General features: G+C 63.0%; 18 protein-coding genes. 6 read left to right on the top strand and 12 right to left on the bottom strand.

Annotation, left to right across the window (positions count from 1 at the left end):
- Positions 1 to 42: 42 nt before the first annotated feature.
- Positions 43 to 948 carry a LysR family transcriptional regulator gene (locus RAS12_RS17475; protein WP_306937520.1) on the bottom strand — a complete coding sequence of 302 codons (906 nt, stop codon included), beginning with the start codon at positions 946 to 948 and terminating at the stop codon, positions 43 to 45.
- A gap of 141 nt (positions 949 to 1,089) precedes the next feature.
- On the opposite strand from RAS12_RS17475, the gene ggt reads away from it, so the two are divergent.
- On the top strand, positions 1,090 to 2,847 hold the full coding sequence (ggt, locus tag RAS12_RS17470) for a gamma-glutamyltransferase (RefSeq protein ID WP_306937518.1): 1,758 nt from the start codon (positions 1,090 to 1,092) through the stop codon (positions 2,845 to 2,847).
- Between the two features lie 97 nt (positions 2,848 to 2,944).
- Here ggt and RAS12_RS17465 read toward each other — a convergent pair whose 3' ends face one another.
- The 3 genes from RAS12_RS17465 to RAS12_RS17455 form a co-directional block, all read right to left on the bottom strand.
- Positions 2,945 to 4,072 (bottom strand): CaiB/BaiF CoA transferase family protein, encoded by a 1,128-nt coding sequence (locus RAS12_RS17465; RefSeq protein WP_306937517.1) that lies wholly within the window; start codon positions 4,070 to 4,072, stop codon positions 2,945 to 2,947.
- 13 nt (positions 4,073 to 4,085) lie between these two features.
- Positions 4,086 to 5,069 carry a Bug family tripartite tricarboxylate transporter substrate binding protein gene (locus RAS12_RS17460; protein ID WP_306937515.1) on the bottom strand — a complete coding sequence of 328 codons (984 nt, stop codon included), beginning with the start codon at positions 5,067 to 5,069 and terminating at the stop codon, positions 4,086 to 4,088.
- A gap of 112 nt (positions 5,070 to 5,181) precedes the next feature.
- Positions 5,182 to 6,882: an acyl-CoA dehydrogenase family protein gene (locus RAS12_RS17455; RefSeq protein ID WP_306937513.1), complete on the bottom strand. Its 1,701-nt coding sequence runs from the start codon at positions 6,880 to 6,882 to the stop codon at positions 5,182 to 5,184.
- A gap of 118 nt (positions 6,883 to 7,000) precedes the next feature.
- On the opposite strand from RAS12_RS17455, the gene RAS12_RS17450 reads away from it, so the two are divergent.
- Positions 7,001 to 7,924, top strand: coding sequence for a LysR family transcriptional regulator (locus tag RAS12_RS17450; RefSeq protein WP_306937511.1), 924 nt, complete (start codon positions 7,001 to 7,003; stop codon positions 7,922 to 7,924).
- Between the two features lie 3 nt (positions 7,925 to 7,927).
- Here the strand turns inward: RAS12_RS17450 and purU are convergent, their stop codons facing one another.
- The 6 genes from purU to RAS12_RS17420 form a co-directional block, all read right to left on the bottom strand.
- Positions 7,928 to 8,782, bottom strand: a complete 855-nt coding sequence (gene purU / locus RAS12_RS17445) for a formyltetrahydrofolate deformylase (protein ID WP_306937510.1) — start codon at positions 8,780 to 8,782, stop codon at positions 7,928 to 7,930.
- Positions 8,783 to 8,823: 41 nt separating this feature from the next.
- Positions 8,824 to 9,933 carry an L-2-hydroxyglutarate dehydrogenase LghO gene (lhgO, locus tag RAS12_RS17440; protein ID WP_306937509.1) on the bottom strand — a complete coding sequence of 370 codons (1,110 nt, stop codon included), beginning with the start codon at positions 9,931 to 9,933 and terminating at the stop codon, positions 8,824 to 8,826.
- Positions 9,930 to 10,454, bottom strand: coding sequence for a flavin reductase family protein (locus tag RAS12_RS17435; protein ID WP_306937508.1), 525 nt, complete (start codon positions 10,452 to 10,454; stop codon positions 9,930 to 9,932). Before RAS12_RS17435 ends, lhgO begins: the two co-directional genes overlap by 4 nt.
- 40 nt (positions 10,455 to 10,494) lie before the next feature.
- Entirely contained in the window at positions 10,495 to 11,124 is a 630-nt protein-coding gene (gene pdxH / locus RAS12_RS17430; protein ID WP_306937506.1) for a pyridoxamine 5'-phosphate oxidase, read from the bottom strand.
- Between the two features lie 115 nt (positions 11,125 to 11,239).
- Positions 11,240 to 11,902 carry a gamma-glutamylcyclotransferase gene (locus RAS12_RS17425; protein ID WP_371321205.1) on the bottom strand — a complete coding sequence of 221 codons (663 nt, stop codon included), beginning with the start codon at positions 11,900 to 11,902 and terminating at the stop codon, positions 11,240 to 11,242.
- Between the two features lie 2 nt (positions 11,903 to 11,904).
- Positions 11,905 to 13,113 carry an MFS transporter gene (locus tag RAS12_RS17420; protein ID WP_306937502.1) on the bottom strand — a complete coding sequence of 403 codons (1,209 nt, stop codon included), beginning with the start codon at positions 13,111 to 13,113 and terminating at the stop codon, positions 11,905 to 11,907.
- A 374-nt stretch (positions 13,114 to 13,487) separates the two neighbouring features.
- On the opposite strand from RAS12_RS17420, the gene RAS12_RS17415 reads away from it, so the two are divergent.
- The 4 genes from RAS12_RS17415 to RAS12_RS17400 are packed head-to-tail and all read left to right on the top strand — an operon-like array spanning position 13,488 to position 18,930.
- Positions 13,488 to 14,675, top strand: a complete 1,188-nt coding sequence (locus RAS12_RS17415) for an efflux RND transporter periplasmic adaptor subunit (protein ID WP_306937499.1) — start codon at positions 13,488 to 13,490, stop codon at positions 14,673 to 14,675.
- Between the two features lies 1 nt (position 14,676).
- Positions 14,677 to 16,635, top strand: a complete 1,959-nt coding sequence (locus RAS12_RS17410) for a MacB family efflux pump subunit (protein ID WP_306937497.1) — start codon at positions 14,677 to 14,679, stop codon at positions 16,633 to 16,635.
- A gap of 5 nt (positions 16,636 to 16,640) precedes the next feature.
- Positions 16,641 to 18,044 carry an efflux transporter outer membrane subunit gene (locus RAS12_RS17405; protein ID WP_306937495.1) on the top strand — a complete coding sequence of 468 codons (1,404 nt, stop codon included), beginning with the start codon at positions 16,641 to 16,643 and terminating at the stop codon, positions 18,042 to 18,044.
- A 46-nt stretch (positions 18,045 to 18,090) separates the two neighbouring features.
- Positions 18,091 to 18,930 (top strand): tRNA threonylcarbamoyladenosine dehydratase, encoded by an 840-nt coding sequence (locus RAS12_RS17400; protein ID WP_306937494.1) that lies wholly within the window; start codon positions 18,091 to 18,093, stop codon positions 18,928 to 18,930.
- 19 nt (positions 18,931 to 18,949) lie between these two features.
- On the opposite strand, the gene RAS12_RS17395 is transcribed toward RAS12_RS17400, so the two are convergent.
- Positions 18,950 to 19,267 (bottom strand): non-heme iron oxygenase ferredoxin subunit, encoded by a 318-nt coding sequence (locus RAS12_RS17395; protein ID WP_306937492.1) that lies wholly within the window; start codon positions 19,265 to 19,267, stop codon positions 18,950 to 18,952.
- A gap of 16 nt (positions 19,268 to 19,283) precedes the next feature.
- Entirely contained in the window at positions 19,284 to 19,757 is a 474-nt protein-coding gene (locus RAS12_RS17390) for an aromatic-ring-hydroxylating dioxygenase subunit beta (protein ID WP_306937490.1), read from the bottom strand.

Genomic DNA, 19,757 nt, shown 5'->3' with positions numbered 1-19,757 from the left:
GCGCCTTCGGGCGCCCCTTATCGTTTGGCGCGTCTGGCGCGCTCAGGTCATGTCTGCCAGCGCCGCCAGGCGTGTGTCGCAAGCGGCGCGCAGCCGGTCGATCAGGTCACGATGCAAGGCGGACAACGGATCTTGATTGCGGACCATGATGCTGAGTGGCACGCGCAACGCGGGTTCCAGACGGCGCAAGACCATGCCTGGCCGCAGCATGGCCTGCGCAGTAATGGCGTCGACGATGGCGTCGCCGCAACCGGCATCCACCAGCGCGCAGGCTACATAGTGGGTCTGCACCTGAATGGCGACGTCCGGCGTCAGCCCTTGCGCATCCAGCGCCAGCTGCAATAGCGCCCCGGACGCATCGCCGGCGTCCAGCACGATCAGCGTATTGCCAGACAGTGTTTGCAGTTCCGACAAGCGCATGGCGCCGGATGCAGGCTTGCGGCTGAGATAGACCAGCTCCGTATGGCCCAGGCCGATGCGGGTCAGGCCGGGATAGTCGTTCGTGTCGAAAGTGACGGCCAGGTCCAGTTCGCGCGTAAGCAGCCCCTGCACCAGTTCCGCGCTGTGATGGGTGTGGATATCGAATGTGATGCCAGGTTGCGCATCACGGCTGTCTCGGATGACGCCTGGCAACAGCCCCAGCCCGAGGGCAGGGGCGCAGCCCAGGCGCAGATGCGCGTTGGGCCGGTCTCGCAGGCTGGCGGCCAACCTGCGCACACTGTTCAAGTCCTGATTCAGGCGCGCGACTTCGGGCGTCAGGATCTCGGCCTCGTGCGTCGCGACCAGCCGGCCTTTGACACGTTCAAATAGCTTAAAGCCCAATTGGGTTTCGGCATGCGCGAGCAGTTTGCTGGCGGCGGGCTGCGAGATATGCAGCGCGGCGGCCGCCTCGGTCAATGAACCGGTACGGCGGATCGCTTCGAAGATCTCGATATGGCGCAGGCGCATGACTCGTCGGATGGCTAGGTCTAAACCGCGATTCTATGTCGGATGGGCGCCGGGGCACGAGCCAGCGGCGGCAAGACAGTGGCAGGCCGCTTGACTATCATGGACGTCTGCCGGCATGCCGGCGCTACTTTGGAGCTGACCATGCGCGCCTGCCGGCCCGTTGCCGCCTTCCTGCTTGCTGTCTTGATGGCTACGGCGCCCGCCGCATGGCCGCGGTCTTTCCGCGCGGCCGAAGACCAGAACCCCGAGGCTGCCAGCGGTGTCCGCGCGCGTGAAGTGGTCCGAGCTCAGCATTACATGATGGTGTCTGCCAACCCGCTGGCGACGCAGGCAGGCGACGAGATGCTAAGCCGGGGCGGCAGCGTGGTCGACGCCGCAATTGCGACTCAACTGGTACTGAATCTGGTCGAACCCCAATCCTCTGGAATCGGCGGTGGCGCGTTCATGGTGATGTATTCGGCCAAGACCGGACGCATCCAAACCTACGACAGCCGCGAGACCGCGCCCGCCGCCGCCCGTCCTGATCGCTTTCTGGATGCGCACGGCAAACCGGTGCCATTTGCGCAGGCAGTCAATAACGGGATGTCTGTGGGCGTGCCGGGCCTGTTGCGGGGTCTGGAACTAGCGCACAAGGACGGGGGCGTGCTGCCTTGGGCCGATCTGTTCCAGCCGGCGATACGCTTGGCTGAACAAGGTTTTGCCGTCTCGCCGCGTTTGCACACGCTGCTGGCCGGCAACAAGGCGCTGCCCAAGCAGCCTGCCGCCGCCGCTTATTTCTACGCGCCGGATGGCGCGCCGTGGCCAGTGGGGCATGTACTGAAGAATCCGGAATTCGCACGCACCTTGCGCGCCGTGGCCGAAGAGGGCGCTGACGCGTTCTACCAAGGCGGCATCGCACGCGATATTGTCGCCGCCGTGCATGGACACGCCACGCCTGGCGACCTGAGCCTGGCTGATCTGGCGGGTTACCGCGCGAAGACGCGCGAGCCCGTCTGTGGCGCCTATCGGGGTTATCAGTTGTGCGGCATGGCGCCGCCCAGCAGCGGGCCTATCGCCGTGTTGCAGATCTTGGGCGAGCTCGAGCAGTTCCCCATGGCTTCATATGCGCCCGGTTCGCTGCAAGCCGTGCACTACTTTTCCGAAGCGGGCCGGCTGGCTTTTGCGGATCGAGACTTTTACGTAGCGGACCCGGATTTCGTGCAGGTGCCTGTGCGCGCCATGTTGGACCCGGCCTACCTGCGCAAGCGGGGCGCCTTGATCCAGGCCGACCGCAGCATGAAGGTAGCACTGCCCGGAGACCCGGAAGGCAAGCTGCTGTCGCTGGGCCGTGACAATGCGCTGGAATTGCCGTCCACGAGTCATCTGGTGGCGGTGGATGATCAGGGTAATGCGTTGACCATGACGACCACGATTGAAAGCGAATTCGGCAGCAAGATCTTCGTGCGCGGATTTCTGCTGAATAACGAAATGACGGACTTTTCATCATCGTTCAAAGATCCCGAAGGCCGGCTTGTCGCCAATCGCATTGAACCGGGCAAGCGGCCGCGCAGCGCCATGGCGCCAATGATCGTGCTGCGCGATGGCAAGCCCTACATGCTGGTGGGCTCGCCCGGCGGAAGCGCCATCATCAACTACGTCGCCAAGACGCTTGTGGGTGTTCTGGACTGGGGGCTGGATATTCAGACGGCGATTTCGCTGCCCAACATGGGCAGTCGCAATAAAGACACCGAGCTTGAGAAAGGCACAGCGCTGGAAGCCTTGGCGCCCGCGCTTGAACGCATGGGGCACCCGGTGCACATCACCGAGTTTCCCAGCGGCATTCACGGCATCGTCATCGATGATCAGGGCCTGCAAGGCGGCGTGGACCCGCGCCGCGAAGGTCTGGCCAAGGGCGGCTGATAACACCTTTTCCAACGGGTTTTACTCTTGCGGCGGGCCCTTTGGCGAACCGTCAAAAAAAGCCCGGCGTGAGCCGGGCGAGAGACTACGCGTAGCGTCATTCTTGATGGGATAGCGGCGCCAGCGCAGGAGGTAATTTGCGCAACGATGCCGGGGTTCGAGACAGCTTGATCGGGGAACCCACGCCTCGGTATTCGCCGTGTTCAAGCACCATGCCGCGATGCTTGGTGTGCGGATGCGCCAAGGCCTGATCCACGGTCTGCACCGCAGCTGCCGGAACGCCTGCGCGCAGCAAACGGTCGGACAGCGCGGCGGCATCCTGATCTGCCAACAGTGCAGACAGATCATCACGTAATGCTTGGCGGTGTTGCAGGCGGTCCGCGTTGGAGGCGTAACGCGTGTCCGTCGCCATGGCTGGCGCGTTGAGCGTTTGCGCCAGCAGCGCGAATTGCCGGTTGTTGCCGACGGCCAGAAAGATCGGGCCGCTGGCAGTCGGCAGCGTTTCGTAAGGGGCGATGTTCGGATGCGCGTTGCCGCTGCGCTTGGGCACGTTGCCGCTGTAGAAATAGTTGGCGGCATGCGGATGCAACAACGACAGCGCGCAGTCGTATAGCGTGATATCCAGGAATTGCCCCAAACCGCTGCGGCCGCGTTCGTTCAATGCCAGCAGAATGGCAACAGCTGCGTTCAAGCCCGTCACCATGTCTACCACCGGCAGTCCCACACGTGTGGCATCGCCGTCGGCGTCGCCGTTCACACTCATCAATCCGCACATGGCTTGCGCGCAGGCGTCATAACCGGGCAGTCCCCCTAGCGGACCGTCTGATCCAAAGCCGCTGACGCGGCAGTGGATCAGCTTGGGAAAGGCCTCGTTCAAGGCGTCATAACCCAAGCCCCATTTTTCCAGCGTGCCTGGCTTGAAGTTCTCGACCAGCACGTCGGCATCCGCCAACAAGTGGCGCAGCAACTCTTGGCCCGATGGCTGCGACAGGTCTAGGGTCATGCCTTCTTTGTTGCGATTGACGCCAATGAAGTAGGACGCCGTGTCGCCCAGAAAGGGCGGGCCCCAGCCCCGGGTTTCGTCGCCGCCGGGCGGCTCGATCTTCAGTACGTCGGCGCCGTGATCGGCCAGAATCTGCGTGCAATAAGGACCGCCCAGAACGCGGGACAGATCGATCACTTTGCATCCGGCCAGGGCGCCGGCATTCGGTAGGGTTGGGGCCATGTGGGATTCAGCTTCAGTCAATGGAAACGTTGGCGCTGGTGATGAGGTCGCGCCATTTGGGCACTTCAGCGGTGATGAAAGTGGCCAAGCCCTGCGGGGTTTGGTCTTGGGCTTCGACAATGCCCTGCATGCGCAAGGTCTGCTCGACGGTAGGGTCGGAAAGCGCAGTCTTGAAGGCCTGATTCAAGGTGTTCACGATATCGTCCGGAGTGCCTTTGGGCGCGACGATGCCGAAGAAGACGCTAACGTCATAACCCTTCAGTCCCTGCTCCGACAAGGTCGGCAGGTCGGGCAGGGCGTCGGAGCGCTGGGCGCTGGCCAGGCCGATGGCGCGCAGCTTGCCCGCCTTGATGTAAGGCAGCGCGGTCAGGATGTCGGTGAAGGACATCGATACCTGTCCGCCCAACAAGTCGTTCAACGCCGGCCCCGTGCCCTTGTACGGAATGTGCATGATCTTGGTGTCGGCCATGCGGTTGAACAGAATGCCCGCCAGATGGGACGAGGCGCCGTTGCCGGACGAGGCGTAGCTGAGCCTGTCGGGGTTCTTCTTTGCGTAGGCGATCAGTTCCTGCGCATTGTTCGCTGGTACCGACGGGTTCACGACCAGGATATTGGGCAGATGGCCGATGCGGATGATCGGCGCGAAGCTGGTTTCGGGGTTGTAGTTCTGCTTCTTGTACAGACTGACATTGATCGCCAGCGGGCCCGACGTGCCGAACAACATGGTGTAGCCGTCGGGCTTGGCCGACGCCACGTATTCCGATCCGATATTGCCGCCTGCGCCGCTGCGATTTTCAACAATGACGTTCTGCTTCAAGGGCTCACGCAGTTTTTCGGCCAGCCGCCGCGCCAACGCGTCGGTGGGACCGCCGGGCGGGAAGGGCACGACCAGCGTGATGGGACGCGCCGTGGGATAGGCATCGGCGGCCATGGCGGACGACGCGGGGGCTGCAATGACGGCGGCTGCGAGCAGCAGGGGGGCAAAAAAGGGCTTCATGTTTGTCTCCTGTAGGGATGCGCCGGCTGTGCCGCCGGCGTTCTTTATCGCTGCGCTGCGCTCTGATAAAAACGTCTTCGTCAGAGGCAGTCAGCGTGTTTAGCGGCGCTTCTTACAGCGCGTACTGCAAGATGGTCTGGCAGGCCGCGCTTTCGTCTTCGGGGATGGCGAAGGGGTCGCGTGGCGCAAGGCGGTGGATCAGCACCTGATCGGCCAGCACAGCCCGGCTTTCCAGCCCGGCGCCTGTGGCTTCCCATCGCAGCGCGGCCATGGACACCGCGTGGTACAGCAGCGAGGCCGCCTGCCGCGCCAGTTCGGCGTGATCGTTTTGGGCCGCATGGTCGGCCAGCGCAAAGGTCTTGTCCAGCGCCTCTGCCTGTAGCGCGGCCAATGCCGGGGCGCAAGGCGCGCCTTCCGTCAGCAGGCGTTCGATGTGCGCCCGTAGCGCTGGCAGCGAGTTTTCTTTCTTGATGGCGCGCAGCACGTCCAGCGCCACAATGTTGCTGGTGCCTTCCCAGATAGAACCCAGATGCGCGTCGCGCACCAGACGGGGTTCGGTCCATTCTTCGATGTAGCCGCAGCCGCCGCGTACTTCCATGGCGTCGCCCGTTACCTTGCGGGCGTCGCGGCAGGCGCGGAATTTGATCAGCGGGGTCAGGATGCGGGCCAGCGCGGGATCGGCCGCGCCGTGGTCGGCATCGGCCAAGGCGCGCGCCGTTTGGAACATGACGCTGCGAGCCTGCTCTGCCCAGACGGTCATCTTGACCAGTTGGCGCCGCATCAGCGGCATATCGATCAGGCGTTTGCCGAAGGCGCGGCGGTGTTGCGACACGTAGATGGCTTCCGTGACCGCACGGCGCATCAGGCCGGCGGCACGCATGCCGTTGGACAGGCGCGAGTTGTTGATCATGTCGGCCATATGCTTGAAGCCGCGGCCGCGTTCGCCAACCAGCCAAGCCACGGCGCCTTCCAGCCGGATTTCACCGCTTGCCATCGACCGCGTGCCCAGCTTGTCTTTAAGACGCAGGATGCGGTAGTGGTTGTGTGTGCCATCGGCCAGGTCGCGCGGCAGCAGAAAGAGCGATACGCCTTTCAGGCCCGCTTGCGGTTCACTGCGAGCCAGCACCATGGCAAAACCCGCGTCCGGGTTCGAGCAGAACCATTTGTCGCCGTGGATAAGCCAGGTGCCGTCGCTTTGGGCTTCGGCGGTGACTTCGGTGGCGCTGACGTCCGAACCCGCGCCTTGTTCCGTCATGAACATGGCGCCTTGGCGCAGCGTATCGAAATCCTGGGACGTGACTTGCGGCAAAACGCGTTCGACCAGCGCCGGGTCACCGAACTTGCGCAGGGTGCGTGCCAGCGAATCAGTCATGCTGACCGGGCAGCACAGGCCAAATTCCGCCTGCACGAAAAGGTGGCTGAGCGCGTATTTCGCTGCTGCGGGCATGGGCTCGGGCCAGCCCAATACTCCGCCGCGATGGGATAGCGCTGCAAGGCCGAATTCGCTGTACGCCAGGCGTTCCAGTTCAACGTAGGCCGGGTGTTTGTCGACGCGGGACTCGTCCGTACCGGCCCGGCTGCGCACCGACAACGTGGGCGGATGCTTGTCCGCCGTCGCAGCAAGTGCGTCCATCGCGCCGCCAGCAAGTCCGCCCAGCCGTTCCAGATGCGGCAACAGGTGAGCGTGCAGTGCGGGGGGCAGATAGCGCTGGCTCAGGGCCGCCGCGTACGGATCGGCGTTGAACAAATTCAGCCCGCGGGAGTCTGGAACCGTTGTGACGGCGGGGGCAATAGTCTTGACGGGGGTATCCATGGCGGCATCCTGCACAAAACGGGGAAGATGGGCCGATGGTGCTAGAGTCGATTAATCTATACAAATACCGTTTCCGTGTAGAACTATCCATAAAAAATATAGATCGTGGGAGGGAACCTTGGACTTGGACCCGCGCTTGCTGCGTTATTTCATCGCCGTGGCCGAAGAACGCCACTTCAGCCGGGCCGCGATACGCCTGCACATATCGCAACCGCCGCTCAGCTATGCCATCCGGCAGCTTGAGGACAATGTGGGAGCCCGGTTGTTGGCCCGTACCAGCCGGCATGTAGAGCTGACCGACGCTGGTCATGTGCTCTACCGGGAGGCGCTGACCCTGCTGCGTCAGGCTGAAGAGGTCCGCACCCTGGTGCAACGGGTGGATTCCGGGCTGCACGGCAGGTTGCGCATAGGATTTGTGGGGTCGATGCTGTATCGGGGTTTGCCGGCGCTGCTCACGGCCATGCGGACCACGCTGCCCGACGTTGAACACGTACTGACCGAATTGAATTCCCACGATCAGATTGAGTCGGTTCGCCGTGGCGAACTGGACCTGGGTTTTATCCACGCGAATCCCGTTCCGGAAGGCGTGCTGGCGCGCGATCTGATGGCCGAACCGTTCGTGGTCTGCCTGCCCGAATCGCATCCGCTGGCGGGGCAGGAATCACTGAGCCTGACGGATCTGGCCGAGGATGATTTTGTGTTTTTTGCGCGCGCGGCGTCGCCCAGCTATTACGAAACGGTGTTATCGATGTGCGTGTCGGCAGGGTTCATGCCCGTCATCCGGCACGAAGTGCGGCATTGGCTGAGCGTGGCGTCCCTGGTGTCGCAAGGCTTGGGGGTGTCTATCGTACCGGCGTGCCTGTCGCGCAGCGGCTTGGCGGGCACCCGTTTTATCGCCTTCGAACATGAGGCCCGTTCGGTCAGCCAGGCGATCTGGCCCACGTTGGCGCGATCGCCCCTGCAGGACAAGGCGGTGGCGCTGGTGGCGCGGCAATTTCCGTCCAGCGCCCCGCCGGTGAGCATGTCTGGCGGGGCGGGTTGAGCATCAGCGGAACACAACCGTCTTGTTGCGGTTCAGCAGAATGCGGTGTTCGACATGGCTGCGAACGGCGCGCGAGAGCACCAGCGATTCGATGTCGCTGCCGACCTGGGTCAGATCTTGCGCGGTCATCGTGTGGTCCACGCGTTCGATGTCCTGGTCAATGATCGGGCCTTCGTCCAGATCCGACGTGACGTAGTGAGCAGTGGCGCCAATGATCTTCACGCCGCGCGCATGCGCCTGGTGATAGGGGCGCGCGCCCTTGAAGCTGGGCAGGAAGCTGTGGTGGATGTTGATGGCGCGGCCATTGAGCGCGCGGCACATATCCGCCGACAGGATCTGCATGTAGCGGGCCAGCACCACCAGGTCAGTGTTGGACTGCTCGACGATGGCCAGCACCTGTTGTTCTTGTTCCGCCTTGGTTTCCGCCGTGACGGGCAGGTAGTGAAACGGGATGCCATAGGACGCCGCCAGGCTGGCGTAGTCGTTATGGTTGGACACGATGGCGGCGACTTCGGCGTGCAAATGCCCGCTATGGACGCGGAACAGCAGGTCGTTCAAGCAATGGCCTTGCTTGCTGACCATGATCAAAAGGCGTTCCTTGCGGCGCGCATCATGCAGCTTGAGCTCCATGCCGTATTCCCCGGACATCGCGTCCAGGCGGGCGCGCAGGTCATCGGCAGCCACGCTGACGGGTAGGTCAAAGTGAACACGCAGGAAGAAGCGGCCCGTCTCTTCGTCGCCGAACTGCTGGGAATCCAGGATGTTGCAACCCAATTCAAACAACAGGCCGCTGACGCGGTAGACGATGCCCGTGCGGTCGGGGCAGGACAGGGTCAAGATGTAGTCGTTGTGCTGCATGGTGCGGGAATGGGCTGAATTAAGAAAAATTAGAGGCGGGATCAGGCTGCCAGCCGCGCCAGGGTCTCTTCGGCCAACGCCAGGCTGGAGGTCAGCCCGGGCGATTCGATGCCAAACAGATTGACCAGGCCGGCCACGCCGTGAACGCCGGGGCCGGCGATGACGAAGTCGGCGGCAGGTTCGTGCGGGCCGGAGATCTTGGGGCGGATGCCAGTGTAGCCGGGCGCCAGCGCATCGTCGGGCAAGGCAGGCCAGTAGCTGCGGACCGCTGCGTAGAACACGTCGGCGCGGGCCGGGTCCAGCGTGTAGTCCTCGGTGCCGACCCATTCGGTGTCGGGACCGAACTTGGCTTGTCCGCCCAGGTCCAGCGTCAGATGCACGCCCAGGCCAGCATGTTGCGGCACGGGGTAGATCAGGCGGGAAAACGGTGCGCGGCCAGACAGCGTGAAATAGCTGCCTTTGCACAAATAATCGGTGGGGATGCTTGCAGGCGGCACGCCGTCAATGCGGCGGGCCAAGGCCGGCGCCTGCAGTCCTGCCGAATTGATCAACACATTGCAAGTCAGTTGCATTGCTTCGTCGCCGCCGAATTGCAGCTCAAAGCCGCCTTCGGGGCGCACGCGGCCGGACACCAGCGGCGTATGGAATACGCATTGGGCGCCCGCGTTTTCGGCGTCGCCCTGAAACGACAGCATCAGCGCGTGGCTGTCTACGATGCCGGTGGACGGCGATACCAGCGCTGCCGTGCATTGCAGCGCGGGCTCCAGGCGCATGGCTTCTTCGCCGGAAATGTATTGCAGGTCATCCACGCCATTGGCGCGGGCACGCTGGGCGATGCCTTCCAGCTGAGTGGCTTGCTCGCGGTCGGTGGCTACGATCAGCTTGCCCAGCCGTTTGTGCGGCACGGCGCGCTCGGCGCAGTACGAATACAGCAGATGCTTGCCACGCACGCACAGGCGGGCCTTGAGGCTGCCCGCGGGGTAATAGATGCCAGCGTGTATGACTTCAGAGTTGCGTGAGCTGGTGCCCGTGCCGATGGCCTCGGTGGCTTCCGCTACCAGGACCTCGCGGCCGGATTGCGCCAGGGCGCGCGCAATCGCCAGGCCGACGACGCCCGCGCCGATGACGACGCAATCAACGTCCACGCTCATGAGGCTTTCCTTTCGGAGGGGGCGCCCGCCGGGGTCAGGTCGAAACCGCCCGCGTGGAAAACCAGCGGCGGTACGTTGCTATGGCCGCAGCGTTCCACTTCGCCCACCATGATGATGTGATCGCCTTCCACGTAACGGCTGCGGTTGCGGCATTCAAACCACGCGGCGCAGTGGCCATCCAGCATCGGCGTGCCGCCCGGCGCGTGGTGTACGGTCAGGCCGGCGTAGCGGTCGGGCGTCTTGCCCGTGGCGAAACGGCGCGCCAGCGCGATCTGGTCGGCGCCCAGTACGTTGACGACGTAGCGTTCGCACTGCTCGAAAGCCTCAAGCGAGGACGACGTCCGCGCCAGGCTCCACAGCACCAGCGGCGGATTGAGCGAGACTGAATTAAAGGAGCTGACCGTCAGCCCGATGGGCGCGCCATCAAGGCCGGCGGTCGTCACGACCGTTACGCCTGTGGCGTAACGGCCCAGCGCGGTGCGGAAAAAAGCGGCGTCAAAATCAGGGGAGGAGGCGGGCATGCAGTAGCTTAATTCGAGCGGGCGCGCAGGGCGCCCGGCATCACGGCGACAGCCGTTCAATTTTCCAGGCTGGGCCGTCCGCGACATAACGCAGGCGGTCATGCAGGCGTGATGGCCTGCCTTGCCAGAATTCGATGGCCGTGGGCTTCAGGCGGTAACCGCCCCAGTGCGGCGGACGCGGCGGCTGTTCGCCGAAACGTTCGCGGAATTCCTGCTCACGGGCTTCCAGCGCTTCACGGGTGATGGGCTGGCTTTGGGGCGAAGCCCAGGCGCCGATACGCGAGCCGGCGGGCCGGCTGTGGTAATAGGCGTCAGACTCTTCAGCCGCGACTTTTTCGACCACGCCTTCGATCCGGACCTGACGCTCCAGCGGCTGCCAGAAGAACAACAGGCAGGCACGGGGCTCGGCCACGAGGTCATGGCCCTTACGGGATTCGTAATTGGTGAAGAACGTGAAGCCTTGCTCGTCAAAGCCCTTGATCAGGACAATGCGGGCGCTGGGCTGGCCGTTTTCGTCCACCGTGGCCAGGGTCATGGCGTTGGGTTCGGGCACCTTGGCGGCCAAGGCTTCATCAAACCAGCGCGTGAATTGCTGGAACGGCGAGGCCGCAGCCTGGGTTTCCAGCAGGACGTTCTTTTCGTAGCTTTGACGCAGATCAGAGACGGACATGGGGCGTGGGGGTCAGCGTTGATAACAGGGAGTTTATACCGCTTGGGCTATTGCTCCCTTATTGACCCCGCTCAGGTCTCAAGCAAGTTTTCCGCATTGAGGCGGGCGGCGGGTGTTACGCGCTTTCCGGCAGGGGCCGCTCGTCCTGTTCCAGCAGGCGCGCAATGGCGTCCAGCCGGGCGTCATGGATGCCGGCGGCGCGCAGCGCTTGGGCGGTTTGCACCACGTAATCCGTGCAGGGGCCATAGCGGCCGGCGGCTCGGCGCACGATTTCCAGCAGTTCGGGTTCGGGCAGCGCGCGGATATAGGCCGGGTTGTCGCGGTTCATGATGAAGACCAGCGCGCGGACGGTGCCGGCATCAGTCGTGCAGTTGACCCAGCGGGGCAGGTACGCGCCCGTGGACATCTCGCGTTCCCAGAGCGCAGGGAAATAATTGGGGACCTGGCTGCCGGCCAGACGGTAGACCACGCCCCGGCACGAGCCGCCGCGGTCCAGGCCAAATACCAGGCCCGGGCATTCCGGCGTGCCGCGGTTGACGCGAGACCACAGGCACAGCGCCCGGTGGTGGCCGCGCAGGGTTGCCAGCCGACGCTCCATGAAGTCGAAATCGGGGCGCCAGATCAGCGAGCCGTAGCCAAATACCCATACGTCTTCACCCGATTGCCAGTGTTGCAGGGCCTCGTTCAGCGAAGCTTGTCTTTCCTCTTGCGTCCAGAGGCGAAAAGGCAGGCTGGCGCCGGCAATGCCAGCAGCGGGAGGAGAGGACTGCATATTCACGACTACGGTTTCCGGTCTGTATCGAGCGGGGGGTTACGGTTGGCCCAACCACCGGCCATCAGCGCCAGGGAGTAGGCCCAGAACAATGGGGCAACACCAATTACCGCACCGAGCGCGCCGAAGGTCAACGGCAGAGACACTTGCGAGCCATTGATCAGCGCCATCCGCAAACCCACGGCCTCGGCGGCGCGGCCCGGTGGTGAATGCTGGTGCAGCAGGGATAGCATACTTGGTTGGCAGCACCCCAACGCAAGTCCCAGAATGAAAGACAGCACGATCAGGATGGTAACGTCGGTGAACAGCGGGTAAAGCATGAAATCGATGGCGGCCGTGGCCATGGCCACTCGCACCAAAGTCCAGGATCGAACCCGGCGCATGATCAGCGGCAATACCAGGCGGATGACGAAAGTTGCCGCCGCGAAGGACGCAAGAATGATGCCGATCGTGGTTGCCGACAGGCCAATGGCTACGCCAAAAATGGGTACGACGAACAAATGCGTGTCCCAGGCGCCGGACAGAATGGTGTTGACCATCAGAATCCGGCGTAAGGCCGGCACGGCCAACAGCTCCGTCACGCGCCGGCGCTCGGCCTCCTTGGCCCCCGACAACTGCGAATCCACGGCCTTCAATTGGTGCCGCATGGCATACAAGCCGATGCCTGACAGCAGGGGTCCCAGCGCGAGCAGCCCGAAAGCGGTGCGCGTGCCCAGGTGGTCAATCGCCAGACCGGCAATCAGCGGCCCAGAAAATCCAGAGCCCGCCAGCGCCAGCGACATGAACGAGAAGTTGCGCAAACGCTGGACTGGCTCCGCGTGACCCAGCAAGTCCTGAGTCGCTACCTGATGCAGCATGAAACCGATGCCGATGCAGCAAGACGCAATCAACAAGGCGGTCTGTGTCTGGAAGATAAAGGGCAAAGCCGTGCCGATAGCGACCAATGTCGTCCCGATAACGAGAGGACGCACAATGCCGACTCGATCCACCCAGCGGCCCGCACGTACCGAGAACAGCATCGGCAACACGGCGAACACCGCGACCAGCGTGCCTACTTTGAACGTGGACAGGCCCATTTGCAGCGCTGTCAGAGAAACGGTGATCCGTCCCCCCGTCAGCGCCACATGATTCATCATTGCCAGCAGGCACAAAAGCACCGCCCCGGAAAATTCCGGGGAACTGGAAGGCGAGGAGGGGGATCTGTTGGAGGTAGACACGGCTTAACTGCATTCATTCTGTGCGTATCGTCGCCCTATGTCGAGGCGAGGTTATTTTGCAGTGCCGCAAATTGTTTCAGTCTGTGGTGACAAGATAGGCGCCATCTACCGGCCAAGTCGTGTGCTTACGGCGCAAGATGGCGGCACGTTCGCCGAAGGTCGGCATATAGGGGTTCTACCGGTGCGCCATAAGCGTTGTATCGTTCTCGCAACGGAACAATTCCATAGTGCTTGACTGTCATTCGCTGCTTTACTGTTTTTCACCGTTTAGCGACACATTGGCCATCGATTGGCCAAGCGGCCCGATTAGGATGGGCAGCTACTTCGCAATACTGGCCGCGGGCACTGCCCGCGTTCCCCTAAGATCAGGTTCAATGAAAAAGTCCCGCAGTAAGTTCAAGCGCAATGCGCTTATCGCCGTCGTTTTCCTGATAGCCGTATTTGGTGTGCGCGCCGCCTTTTTCTCCGCGCCGCCGCCGCCAACCTTTGCGGTGGCCGAGGTCACCCGGGCGAATCTTGAAGACAGCGTTTTGGCCAGCGGCACGATAGACGCCATTGAGCGCGTCAGCGTGGGCGCACAGGCAACCGGGCAGTTGAAGTCTCTGAAAGTGGCGCTGGGCGACCGGGTCAAGAAAGGGCAACTGGTGGCCGAGATCGACGACCTGACCCAGCAGAACGAACTGCGCAATGCCGAGGCGGCCTTGCAAACCCGGCGCGCCGAACGGGCTGCCAAGGTCGCCATGCTGAAGCAAGCCGAGCTGGCCTTCAAGCGTCAGCGTCAGATGTTGGCGGCCGATGCCAGCTCGCGTGAATCGTACGAAAGCGCCGAGGCCACGTTAGGCGTGACCCGTGCGGAAATTGCCTCGCTGGACGCGCAGATCGCCCAGGCCGAGATCCAGGTCGATACCGCCCGCGTCAATCTTGGCTACACGCGCATCGTTTCACCCATCGACGGTATGGTCGTGGCGGTGGTGACCAAGGAAGGCCAGACGGTCAACGCGATTCAAAGCGCGCCCACGATCATCAAAGTGGCCCAGGTGGATACGATGACGATCAAGGCCCAGATATCCGAGGCGGATGTGACTCGCGTCACGACGGGCCTGCCCGTGTACTTCACGATTCTGGGCGAACCGGATCAACGCTATCACGCCACATTGCGTGCGGTGGAACCGGCGCCGGATTCCATCCAGAAGGACGACGCCACGTCGTCGCTGACTTCCTCTGGCAGTACGTCGACGACAGCCGCGGTTTACTACAACGGCTTGTTCGACGTGCCCAATCCCGACGAAAAGCTGCGCATCTCCATGACCGCCCAGGTCTTTATTGTGCTGGGCGAAGCCAAGGACGCGGTGGTGGTCCCGGCATCGGCGCTGGGCAAGCGCGGCGAAGACGGACGTTATGCGGTGCGGGTAGTGCAAAAGGACAATAAGACCGAGGTGCGGCACGTCAAGATTGGCATGAACAACAACGTCCAGGCACAGGTGCTGGAAGGGCTGGAGGTGGGCGAGCGGGTCGTGTCGGCGGATTCCGCGCCGGCGGCCTTCGCGGCGCCGGGGGCCTGACATGAGCGGGCCTCTTATCTCGCTTGCCGGGGTGCGCCGCGAGTTTCCCGCGGGTGAGCAAACTATCGCCGTGTTGAAGGACGTCAACCTCACTATCGAGGCGGGCGAAATGGTCGCCATCGTGGGGGCATCGGGGTCGGGCAAGTCCACCCTGATGAACATCCTGGGCTGCCTGGACCGCCCCACGCGCGGCGATTACCGGGTCAGCGGCCGCAGCACGGGCGAGCTGAATCCCGACGAGCTGGCCGAGCTGCGCCGCGAGCATTTCGGATTTATCTTCCAGCGTTACCACCTGCTGTCCGATTTGACGGCGCAGGGCAACGTCGAGGTGCCGGCCGTGTACGCGGGTAAGCGCCGCGAGGAACGCCTTGAACGCGCCCAGGATCTGCTCAAGCGCCTGGGGCTGGCCGACCGCTCCGGGCACCGCCCGGGCCAGTTGTCCGGCGGCCAGCAGCAGCGCGTTAGTATTGCGCGCGCACTGATGAACGGCGGCGACATCATTCTGGCGGACGAACCGACGGGAGCGCTTGACACGCATACCGGTCAGGAAGTGCTGCGCATTCTGGAAGAGCTGAATGCGGCGGGCCACACCATCATCATCGTGACCCACGATATGAATGTGGCGCGCCACGCGCAGCGCATCATCGAGATCAGCGATGGCGAGATCGTCGCCGACAAGCGCAATCCCGATGCGCCGCGGCTGGAGATCACGCGTGATGAGCCGCCTGCTTTACCGAAGCGGCCAGCCTGGCAATCGTATCTGGATCGTTGCGGCGAAGCCTTGCGCATGGCGCTGCTGGCCATGAACGCGCACCGGCTGCGCACGTCGCTGACCATGCTGGGCATCATCATCGGCATTGCGGCCGTGGTGTCGGTGGTGGCGCTGGGTGAGGGTTCGCGGCGCAAGATTCTGGAAGACATCAGCGCCATCGGCACCAATACCGTAGAGGTATTTCCTGGCAAGGACTTTGGCGACGAGAAGGCCGTCAACATACGTACGCTGGTCGCGGCCGACGCTGACGCGCTGGCCCGCGAATCCTACGTGGACAGCGTCACGCCGGAAGTTTCCACCAGCAATACGCTGCGCTATCGCAACGTGTCCGTGAATGGTTCGATCCAGGGCGTGGGCGAACAGTATTTCCGCGTGCGCGCCATCAAGCTGGCGCAGGGCAAATTCTTTGACGAAACCAGCGTAGTGCGCCGGGCGCAGGAGGTCGTGATTGACGACGGCACCCGGCGTGCCTTGTTCGGCACGCATACCGACGCGATCGGACAGGTGGTGTTTCTGGGATCAATGCCGGCGCGCGTGATCGGCGTGACAGAAAAAAAGGACACGGTATTTGGCAACAACGACTCCCTGAATGTCTGGATTCCGTACACGACGGCACTGTCGCGCGTGCTGGGCCAGCAGCATTTAAAGAGCATCACGGTGCGCGTCAACGATGCGACGCCGCCGGCCGCGGCCGAGCAAGCCATCGTGCGTGTACTGACGCGCCGGCACGTGGTGAAGGATTTCTTTGTCTTCAACACGGACGCGATTCGCAAGACCATCGAACGCACCACGGCGACGATGACCCTGCTGGTGTCCTTGATTGCGCTGATCTCGCTGATGGTGGGCGGCATTGGCGTCATGAACATCATGCTGGTGTCCGTGACCGAACGCACCCGCGAGATCGGCGTACGCATGGCGGTGGGCGCCCGGCGCAGCGACATCATGCAGCAGTTCCTGATCGAAGCCGTTCTGGTGTGCCTGATCGGCGGGGCGCTGGGCATCATCCTGTCGTTGGCCTTGGGTGTGCTGGTGTCCAAGGCTACGGGCGGTTCGTTCCAGATGATTTACTCCACGGCATCGATGGTGGCGGCATTTACGTGCTCGACCCTGATCGGTGTGCTTTTTGGCTATTTGCCGGCGCGCAATGCGGCGCGCCTAGATCCCGTCGAGGCGTTGGCCCGGGAATGAAGACGATGAAAGCGGTTTCCTTTATCTGCAAACCTGCCGCCCTGGCACTGCTGCTGGCGCTGGGCGGTTGCGGCAGTCTGCTGCGCTCCGACTACGAGCCGCCCCTGACCGAAGCGCCAGCCGCATGGAAATATGCGGCGCCGGGCAATGCCATGGCCCCGTTGGCTGACGGCGGCGCCTGGTGGCGCAACTTCAATGATCCTGTGCTGGACGGTTTGATTGACGCGGTGCTGGCGCGCAACAACGATCTTGCAGCTGCCGCGATCCGGGTACGCCGCGCGCAGTATCAAGCAGGCTTGTCAGAAGACAAGCTGATTCCGCAATTGGGCGGCGATGCCAACGTGACGCGCAACCGTAGCCTATACGGTGATCGCGCCATCGCCAGAACCAATGCGGCCGAGCTGACCGTCAGCTATGAAGTGGACCTATGGGGCAAGCTGTCGCGCCAGCGCGATGCCGCACAATGGGAGGCTCTGGCGACCGAGCAAGACCGCCAGAGCGCCGCGCTGTCGCTTGTAGGCACGACTGCCACTCTGTATTGGCAAACGGCCTTCATCAATCAGCGAATCGCCAGCAGCGAAGAAAGCATTGCCTATGCGCGCAAGACGCAGGATCTGGTGCGCGCACAATACGCAGCCGGGGGCGCCTCTGCGCTGGAACTGGCCGAAGCCGAGCAGACGGTGGCCAGTCAGCAGGCGGCGCACACGCTGCTGGTGCAACAGCGCGTGGAATATACGAACGCGCTGACGATACTGTTTGATGGTCCGCCCGACCGCAGCATGGCGGACCCCGCAAGGCTGCCGTCTTATCCGATGCCCGAGGCCCGCGCCGGCGTGCCTGCCGAACTACTGGGCCGCCGCCCGGATCTGCGAGCGGCGGAGCTGCGCTTGCGCGAGTCACTGGCTACGGTCGACGCCACCCGCGCCAGTTTTTATCCGCCCGTGACGTTGACGGGCGCGCTTGGCAGTTCCAGCCCGACGTTGTCGAATGTTCTGCAAAACCCGATCGCGTCTTTGGGCGTGGGATTGACGCTGCCGTTCCTGCAATGGACGCAGATGCAGCTGAACATCAAGATTTCCAAGGCTGACTACGAAGAGCGCGTAGTCAACTTCCGGCAGGCTTTGTATCAGGCAATGGCGGATGTTGAGAACGCATTGTCGAACCGGACGCAGTTGACGCTACAGGCAGAGCAATTGGATCTGTCTTTGCGCGCGGCGCGAGAGGCCGAGCGTTTGTACGAGGTCCGGTATCGAGCGGGAGCCGTGTCGTTGAAAGATTGGCTGGACGCGCAGGAGAAGCGCCGCACGGCGGAAATCGCCCGGGACGAAAATGGTCTGAATCGCTTGGTGAATCAGGTGACGGTCTACCGGGCGTTGGGGGGCGATGATCAGGTGGCGGGCGGCGCTTGAAAAACCGCCAGAACACTGCCGGTCCACGCTGCCATAAAATGCACCTATGAACTCCCCCGAACACCCCCCTGAATCCGCTGACCTGGACCGCCGCTTTGGCGGTTTGTCCCGTTTGTATGGCCCGGAAGCGCCCGCTCGCCTTCGAAACGCCCATGTGGCCGTGGCCGGCCTGGGCGGCGTGGGGTCATGGACGGTTGAAGCCTTGGCGCGTTGTGGCGTGGGGGCGCTGACGCTGATCGACCTGGATCACATTGCAGAATCCAACGTCAACCGGCAACTTCATGCGCTGACCTCCACCTTGGGTCAGTCCAAGGTGGATGCCATGGCGGAGCGGGTATTGGCAATCAATCCAGCATGCAGGCTGACCCGGGTTGACGATTTTGTTTCGCCCGAAAATGTGGCCGAGGTGCTGCCGGGGCCGTACACCGTGATCATCGATTGCACCGACCAGGCGGCGGCCAAGATTGCGATGATCTTGCATGCGCGGGCGATGGGCGTGCCAATGATGTTGTGCGGCGGCGCAGGGGGCAAGACAGATCCGTTGGCATTGCGCGCAGGCGATCTGTCGGCGGCGGTCAACGATGCCTTGTTGGCCAAGTTGCGCAACAAATTGCGCAAGGAGCATGGTTTTCCGCGGGCGTCCGATCAGAATGGCCGTGCGCTCAAGCGCGTGCCGAAGATGGGCATTCATGCGTTGTGGTTCGATCAGCCCGCCATCCTGCCCGATGCCTGGACCCGGCCGACTGAAGGCGAAGACGACCTGGGCGCGTCGGGCCTGGCCATCGCGCCGCAGGGGTTGTCTTGCGCGGGTTATGGCTCGGTTGTGACGGTGACAGCGGCCATGGGCATGGCCGCTGCGAACGAGGCGTTGAAGCTGGCGGTTTGAAGCGCAAGCGGCGTGGCGCCTAGACCTCCACGTACACCATTCCGTCCTTGATGCTGACGGGATAGACCGCCACGTTGTCGCGCAAGGGGGAGCAGAGTGCGCGGCCGTCGCGCACGTCGAAGCGGCCCTGATGCAGCGGGCATTCGATCTCGTGTCCCGTTAAAAATCCATCGCACAGCCGGGCATTGCCATGCGTACAGAGATTATCGGTGGCGTAAACCTGGCCTTCGACTCCGTATAGCGCAATCTCGCGGTCGCCTGCTTGCACCGCAATCACATCGTCTTCCGGCACGTCCGTCCGGGCGATGGTCTTGATCCATTGTGTAGTTGTCGTCATCGGGGTGGCTGCCTGGTCAGATGGGATAGATGAGCGAATTCGGAATCAGCTCGCTGTCGAAGATGCACAGACGCGATTCGAACTTAAGACCGTCCGGCGTGCGCCGCACGACATCCAAATAGCGGCCCACGTTGTAGACCGTGGTCAGCTGGCTGGGCTTGGTGCGGAACACCGCGTAATTGGCTTCGGATTCAATGCGGTCGCCGTCGGCGGCCAGAACACGCGGCGCGCCTACGACATGGCGCTGGTAGTAGGGGTCGTGGAAGATCGTGTCGGTAGCGCCATAAATGCGGTCTTTCAACATGCCGCGGCTTTCAAAGGCCATGGTTGCCAGCGGATAACCACGCTCGTGGTTTTCTCGCGGAAGCACCTTGTATACGCAGTCTTCCACGAAGAAGTCAGGCCATTTTTCCCATTCCTCGGCGTCCAGCGCGGCGGCGTAGTCGCTATACAGGCGGGTCAGCTGGTAGTAGAGCGGAAAGTCCACCAT

Origin of the sequence: Achromobacter seleniivolatilans (assembly GCF_030864005.1) — a bacterium.
In the GTDB taxonomy this organism is placed as follows: Bacteria; Pseudomonadota; Gammaproteobacteria; order Burkholderiales; family Burkholderiaceae_B; genus Achromobacter; species Achromobacter seleniivolatilans.
The sequence above is the reverse complement of the archived record's forward strand: the minus strand, read 5'-3'. Positions and strand labels throughout refer to the sequence as shown.